Genomic DNA, 6,917 nt, shown 5'->3' with positions numbered 1-6,917 from the left:
CTGAAAAGGAGACTTCTTGCTTCTGATTCGACATATCTAAAGGATTAAAGGGTTTATACTGTGGCAAAGATACAAAAAATCCCTTTTCATTCCCTTTGGCGAAAGACGATCATGTACGTTTCATATATATTTGCAAACAATTAATAAGTTCAATATCATAAATTAGACTTTAACGATCGGCAATCTTCTACCTTGGGCAGCATGTGAGGCCTATTACCTTTAACAACCATACCTATATAGAGATCAATTTTGAAAAGTGAAGGAATCTGTTTCATGAAAAATAAATGTAATCAAAATAATAACTATCAGTTAGTTTAGTCTACCGTTAACTACGGAGCTAAAGCGTTTATAACTTTAACCTATCAGATATGAATCAAAATTTTATGAAATCCACACTGCTTGTCAGTGTATGTATGATTCTGGGGTGCATTTGTTGGCCTCAGATTGTATTGGCTTCACCCAAAGTTACAATAAAAGCTGTCCAGCAGGGGCAGAAAATTTCCGGCCATGTTGCAGATCAAGAGGGACCGGTAATTGGTGCAAGTATCGTCGAAAAAGGATATTCTGCTAATGGTACAGTGACAGATTTGGATGGTAATTTTATACTTACTTTGAAGGGTAGTAATCCTGTAATCATCGTTTCTTACATTGGCTATAAAACTCAAACGATAACTATAGGCAACAGATCTCAAATTAATGTTATGATGTCTGCCGACAATAAAACCTTGGATGAGGTTGTCGTTATGGGATATGGTGTCCAGAAGAAAAAGTTAGTTACAGGAGCAACTGATGAGATCAAGGGGAGTGATATAGAAAAGTTGAACACTACCCAAGTCCTTGGTGCACTCCAAAGCCAGAGCCCGGGTGTAAACATTACTGCTATATCAGGTCAACCTGGAGACGGGTATAAGGTTGCTATTCGAGGTGCAGGTACAAATAGTAATACGAAGCCTATTTACGTTATTGATGGTGTAACAGGAGGAGATATTAACAACTTGAATCCTGCTGATATTGAGCGAATTGATGTGTTAAAGGATGCAGCTTCTTGTGCCATTTATGGTTCAAATGGTGCCAACGGTGTTATCCTGATTACGACTAAGCAGGGTAAGCAAGGTAAAATCCAGGTTTCGTATGATGGGAATGTAGGCTGGTCGAACGTTTATAAGATGCCACAACTTTTAAACGCAAAGCAGTATATGGCTGTTCAGGATCTGGTCAATTATAATAATGGTGGACAAGCTTATGACTGGTCTAAATACATTAATGCAGATTTGTTGAAAGCGTACCAAGACGGTTCAAATGAAGGTACAAATTGGTTGGACGCGATTCGCAATAAAAATGCAATGACGACCAATCAAGCCATCAATATTATCGGTGGTACAGACCGGAGTAAGTTTTCTTCAGGTGTGGGTTATCAGTATCAAGATGGTATTTTCGGAAATGTAGTGAAATCTGATTTTCGTCGCTTTACTCTCCGATTGAATTCTGAACATGTCATCTATTCTAATCCAAAAGGCTTGGATGTCGTCAAGGTGGGTGAGAATGTCTATTTCCAACATAAGGAAAACCAGGGTATCCAAATTGGAAATCAGTATAGTAATGCGATCTCTGATATGCTGAGGGCTAATCCTTGTATACCTATATATGATCAGAACGGAAATTATACGATGCACGATTATTTGGCAAGTTCCGGTACGGAAGGTTGGTTCAATTACAATTCTTATACTTCTAATCCTATTGCATCTTTGGTGAATAGCCAGAGCGGTAACAATAAGTCTAAAAACTTTAGTTTGAATGCAATTGGTTATGTAGAGATTCAGCCTATTAAAGATCTTGTTTATAAAGGACAGATCAATTATAATCAAAGCTCCTATACTTGGAGAGCTTACCTTCCTGAATATTACATTAATGACTCCGGTGGCTCTCGAACCCAGGATCAAGTTACGGAACAAGTAGGTACAGGTTGGGGATGGAGTACTACGAATACTTTGAATTATAAATTTAATATCGTGCAAAGTCATCATTTTGATGTCTTGCTTGGTACTGAATATAGCGAGTCCCGTCCCAATTTTGGAGAAATGGTAGAGGGTACATCTACAGGTAGTATTTACGGTGATTTTAAGCATGCCTACCTTTCTTTGACTAAGAATAGAGTTCAAGGTGCCACTGTGTCGGGAACGCCTTATGGGGATTCCAGGAACATGTCTTATTTCAGTCGTGTCAATTATGATTACAATGAGACTTATATGTTGTCTGCGATTCTTCGTGCTGATGGTTCTTCCGTATTTGCTCCTGACCATAGATGGGGCTATTTCCCCTCAGTAAGTGGAGGCTGGGTCGTTACCAATGAGAAATTTATGGCTCCAACGTCCAAATGGCTTGACTTTCTTAAAATTCGCGCAGGTTGGGGACAGAACGGTAACCGTAATATTGTAGACGCATTTGCCTATCAAGCAACTTTTGCATACAATGATTATTCAAATTATTCTTTTGGCAATACAAAAAATAGCTATACACAAGGGGCAAGTCCGTCCAGATTGGCAAATGAAGACTTGACTTGGGAGACTTCGGATCAGACAGATATAGGTCTCGATGCACGTTTCTTGAAAGGAAAAATGGGATTTACCTTTGACTGGTATAAAAAAGTCACGAAAGATTTACTCATACAGGTCCCTGTTGCTTCCACAACCGGTTTCTCGACACAATGGAAAAATGCCGGAACTGTTCAGAATACCGGTATAGAGGTCGCTTTGGATTGGCATGATAAAGTTGGATCTGACTTTACTTATGGCGCAAATTGGAATCTTGCCTACAATAAAAATAAGGTAACCAAAATCAATTCTTCACTTGATTACATTGAGGGTGGTAATGATAATCTAGCTCAAAATACAGGTTATATGGCACGTATGCAGGTCGGTCATCCTATCGGCTACTTCTATGGTTACAAAACCGGAGGGGTTATTCAAAATGCCAGTGATCTTCAAAGTTATATACAAGAAAATTGTGGTGGAAATGCTGCCAATTCTTTACAAGGTTCCAGTTTAAAGCCTGGTGATTTGAAGTTTGTTGATACCAATCATGATGGCAAGATCACTACAGATGATAAAACTGATTTAGGTAATCCTATACCGGATGTGACGATGGGCTTCGGTCTTAATTGCAGTTATAAAGGTGCTGATTTGTCGGTAACTGCTTATGCCGCTTTAGGACAGCAGGTCGCTCGTTCATGGCGTAAGTTTACTGACGGACAGTATGAAAATTATACGACTGAAGTTTATGAATATTGGAATGGTGAGGGCACGTCCAATAAATATCCTATGATCGCTCCGGGAAATACGGGAGTTAACTGGCAAGCCGTTTCTGATATATATATCGAAAATGCAAGTTATCTGCGTTTGCAGAACATTACACTTGGTTATGATTTCAAGCATATTTGGAAAGGATGTCCTTTTGGACAACTCCGGTTATACGTCACTGCGCAGAATCTATTTACAATTACTGGGTACAAAGGTATGGATCCTGAAAATGGAATGGCCCTTAACAGTGCAGAACCATGGGTCACAGGTGTAGATGTAGGAAACTATCCTCAGCCGCGTACTTATCTTGTTGGTGTTAATATTAAATTCTAAAATTAAGGAAAATACACTATGAAAAAAGTTTTAAATATTATTTCTGCAGGTATTCTCAGTATTGGTCTAGTTTCATGTGGACTTAATGGAGTGGAGAATCTAACAGAACAATCTACGGACAATTTTCCGGCCAATACAACAGATGCTGATGCAACTTTGGCAGGTATTTATGAATGCATGAATCAAGTCTGTCAGTATCCTCAAGAGAGTTTTCTTTACTATTCTCTACTGGCTAGTGACGATCAATTTGGAGGTGGCGGTACCAATGATAAATTGATGCAGGCAGAAGATTTGCTTTGCAATTATGGTACTAATATGACAAATGATTTCTGGACTATCCGTTATCAAGGCATCAATCGTGCCAATACTTTGATCCAAGCCATTCCCAATACAAAATTGAGTGATGAAGAAAAAAATCAATATATGGGCGAAGCTTTGTTTTGCAGGGCATTCTATTATTATGAGCTTGCTTCAATGTATGGTAATGTGCCTTTGATGACTTCACCCAGCGGAACACTTGTTAAACAGGGTAGTGTAGAGACGCTTTGGGGACAAATCATTCAGGATTTCAAGGACGCAGCAGACCTGTTGCCCAGTACGTCAAGCAATAATAACGGCCATGCCGACAAGTATTGTGCAGAAGCCATGCTGGGACGTGCTTGGTTGTTTTATACCGGAATGTATGGTGATGGATCAGAGTTGAAGGACTTGACAAGTACGGTGTATAAACCTTTGACCTCTGTAACTCTTCCCGATGGAAAGACTCTTACGAAGCAAGACGTGTCAAAATATATTGATGACTGCGTGAATAATTCCGGTTATTCCCTCGTACCGGATTATCGTAACCTTTGGGCTTATACCAATAAGTATACCGTAAATGACTATTCCTATACAAAAGGAAAAGGTTTGAAATGGTGTCAGGATGATGAGAATGGTACTCATAATCAGGCAGATGTCGAGAATATGTTCTCCATAAAGTTTAATAAATTAGCTTCTTGGCAGACAACAATAGGTTACAGCAATGTCTATGCCTTACATTTTGGTATTCGCGGCGGACAGGATTATGCCAATACTTTTCCCTTTGGTCAAGGATGGGGTGCTGGTCCCGTGGCACCTAATCTGATGTCAGATTGGCAAGCAGCTGAACCTACTGATATGAGGCGTGACGCATCTGTTCAGTTGTTAAGTCAACTTCCTAATTACAAAAAAGGTGGTTGGACCGATTATGTACAGGAGACTGATTACTATGAAAAGAAATTAGCCCCTATTACTTGTAGGGATTCAACCCAGCCCGGAGGTATCGCTTGTAGCTTTGAAGTGACGATGTACGGTTCCGACGGATGGTCTAATGGTGTAAACATGCAAACATCGAATATCCATGATTTGGTCTTGCTCCGCTTTGCAGATGTATTGCTGATGCAGTCGGAACTGGAAGAGAATGTATCCGGTATCAATCGGGTGAGAGCTCGTGCCGGACTGTCACCTATAGGCAGTTATTCATTGACTGCACTTCAGAATGAGCGTAGATGGGAGTTTGCCTGTGAAGGGACACGCTGGAATGATATCCGCCGTTGGCATATTGCTGCCAAAGCGCTATCAAGACAGACGGATCAATCCATCTATGTGGCAGGTGAAAGCACAAAGAATGTGGCTCATAATGGAGGATATGCTGCGAGATACAATGAAACCGCAGGTTTCGTGAAAATGCCTGATAATGCAGTTTCTATAGGAAGTGTAGTTCAAAATCCCGGATGGAGTGACAATAGTTCTGAATATACGGGATGGAAATAAATCTTTTCATGATAAAAGAAAATACTTATGAAAAAAACATGTTATTTAGTATTTGCAGTATTTTTTATACTGCTTGCTTTTAGTTCATGCAATCCTACGCATGATGAGATTAGCCCCAAAGCGCTTATAACTGAGGATCAATTGACGGCTGGATTAACTTTAACTCCTAAATCACAGGGGAATAATAATATAACTGTAACAACATCACCTGTGCGTTACCTTAAAGTGTTCAATGCCGATACAAAACAAGAGATTGGTGAGGGGACGAATGTTTCCTTGCAGGTCGCTCCTCCAACAAAGGAGTTGAATGTATATGTTGAGACGATGAATGAAGATGGTTCGATCGTAAAATCCGGAATTAAATCACTGGAAGTCACTGAGTATACGGACCTACCGGCTATTTATGATCAAATATTTGGTGATGGAAAAGGCGGTTATACCACTACTTATTGGACTTGGGATACAACTGATAATAATGGTGTTGTCTGGGGTAATGGCGGTTATATGAGTGACATCTCACCTGCTTGGTGGCAAGTTACTAAGGACCAAATTGATGAACAGGCCACAGGAAAAGGACTTGGAACTGATGGACTTAAAGGATGGTTTTCCTTGAGCTTATCGGGTGTTACAGCTAGCCGAGGTGAGACGGGTTCAGTAACTGTTTCTTCCAATTCAGTAAAAGCGGGCTGGGATATAGGTACCATGACTTTTTCAGGTACTATACCTTTGATGGGAATTCAGGTCAATAACAATAATGTCCGACAATTTGTCTATCAAATTCTAAAGGCTGATGGGGATCATCTTTATCTTTGTGCCCCTGAACCTAATGTTACAAGTCAAGGTGGAACTGCCTGGTTTTGGTGTTTCAAAAAAACAACAAAAGAGTGGTGTGATGCTCAAAAGTGACCTTGCTTAATTCCTTGGGATAGTTGTCTTGTCTAACATTAGTCAGATAAGACAACTAATCTCATTATAGAAAGAGTTTTTTTATCTTAAGTGTGGAGTTGCTGTACAATTTGACGTTGTACCGTTTTATTATATTTATCAGAATGGATAAAGACCTTAATAATAACAAACACGTTAAACACGTTTTATTTTCAGTTATCTTTGGCATTGCTGTTTTTTGCTTTTGGTGTTTTATACAGCGTGGGGTCTTAAATTATCAGGAGCAATTACAAATGTTTCTGTTTACTTCTGATTATTTTGTACAGCGTATCATTGTACCTGGTGGATTATCTGATTATATTGCAGAATTCTTAACTCAGTTTTATTATTATCCTATATTAGGTGGTCTTGTCCTATCAGCTTGTTTTGTTACTTTGCAAAGACAGATTTGGATATTGGCTATATATAATGGCGTTTTGGACATATGAAGTGAACCCCGAAAGTTAGACAATTAACTTTCGGGGTTTATTATGTCTATCAAGAAAAAAAACAAACATGACTATTCGGCACGACTGCATTATATGCAGCTACTGGAAGCGGGTTATACAATTA

The 6,917-nt window shown here is 39.4% G+C and carries 4 protein-coding genes; all 4 read left to right on the top strand.

Annotation, left to right across the window (positions count from 1 at the left end):
* Positions 1 to 368 precede the first annotated feature (368 nt).
* The 4 genes from NG821_RS12075 to NG821_RS12060 all read left to right on the top strand — a co-directional run bounded on the left by NG821_RS12075 (position 369) and on the right by NG821_RS12060 (position 6,793).
* Positions 369 to 3,629 carry a SusC/RagA family TonB-linked outer membrane protein gene (locus NG821_RS12075; protein WP_252761911.1) on the top strand — a complete coding sequence of 1,087 codons (3,261 nt, stop codon included), beginning with the start codon at positions 369 to 371 and terminating at the stop codon, positions 3,627 to 3,629.
* Between the two features lie 18 nt (positions 3,630 to 3,647).
* Positions 3,648 to 5,420: a RagB/SusD family nutrient uptake outer membrane protein gene (locus tag NG821_RS12070; RefSeq protein WP_252761910.1), complete on the top strand. Its 1,773-nt coding sequence runs from the start codon at positions 3,648 to 3,650 to the stop codon at positions 5,418 to 5,420.
* A 27-nt stretch (positions 5,421 to 5,447) separates the two neighbouring features.
* Complete coding sequence (locus NG821_RS12065; RefSeq protein WP_252761909.1) at positions 5,448 to 6,326, top strand: hypothetical protein; 879 nt, start codon at positions 5,448 to 5,450, stop codon at positions 6,324 to 6,326.
* Positions 6,327 to 6,469: 143 nt separating this feature from the next.
* Positions 6,470 to 6,793, top strand: a complete 324-nt coding sequence (locus NG821_RS12060; protein ID WP_252761908.1) for a DUF6057 family protein — start codon at positions 6,470 to 6,472, stop codon at positions 6,791 to 6,793.
* Positions 6,794 to 6,917 lie beyond the last annotated feature (124 nt).

Source organism: Segatella cerevisiae (assembly GCF_024054555.1).
Taxonomy (GTDB): Bacteria; Bacteroidota; Bacteroidia; order Bacteroidales; family Bacteroidaceae; genus Prevotella; species Prevotella cerevisiae.
Note: the sequence above shows the minus strand (reverse complement) of the source record. Positions and strands in the feature narration are given on the sequence as shown.

What these genes read in the sequence shown, in the direction of transcription:
- NG821_RS12075 (WP_252761911.1), top strand. Translation starts at nt 369, where the DNA reads ATGAATCAAAATTTTATGAAATCCACACTGCTTGTCAGTGTATGTATG.
- NG821_RS12060 (WP_252761908.1), top strand. Translation starts at nt 6,470, where the DNA reads ATGGATAAAGACCTTAATAATAACAAACACGTTAAACACGTTTTATTT.
- NG821_RS12070 (WP_252761910.1), top strand. Translation starts at nt 3,648, where the DNA reads ATGAAAAAAGTTTTAAATATTATTTCTGCAGGTATTCTCAGTATTGGT.
- NG821_RS12065 (WP_252761909.1), top strand. Translation starts at nt 5,448, where the DNA reads ATGAAAAAAACATGTTATTTAGTATTTGCAGTATTTTTTATACTGCTT.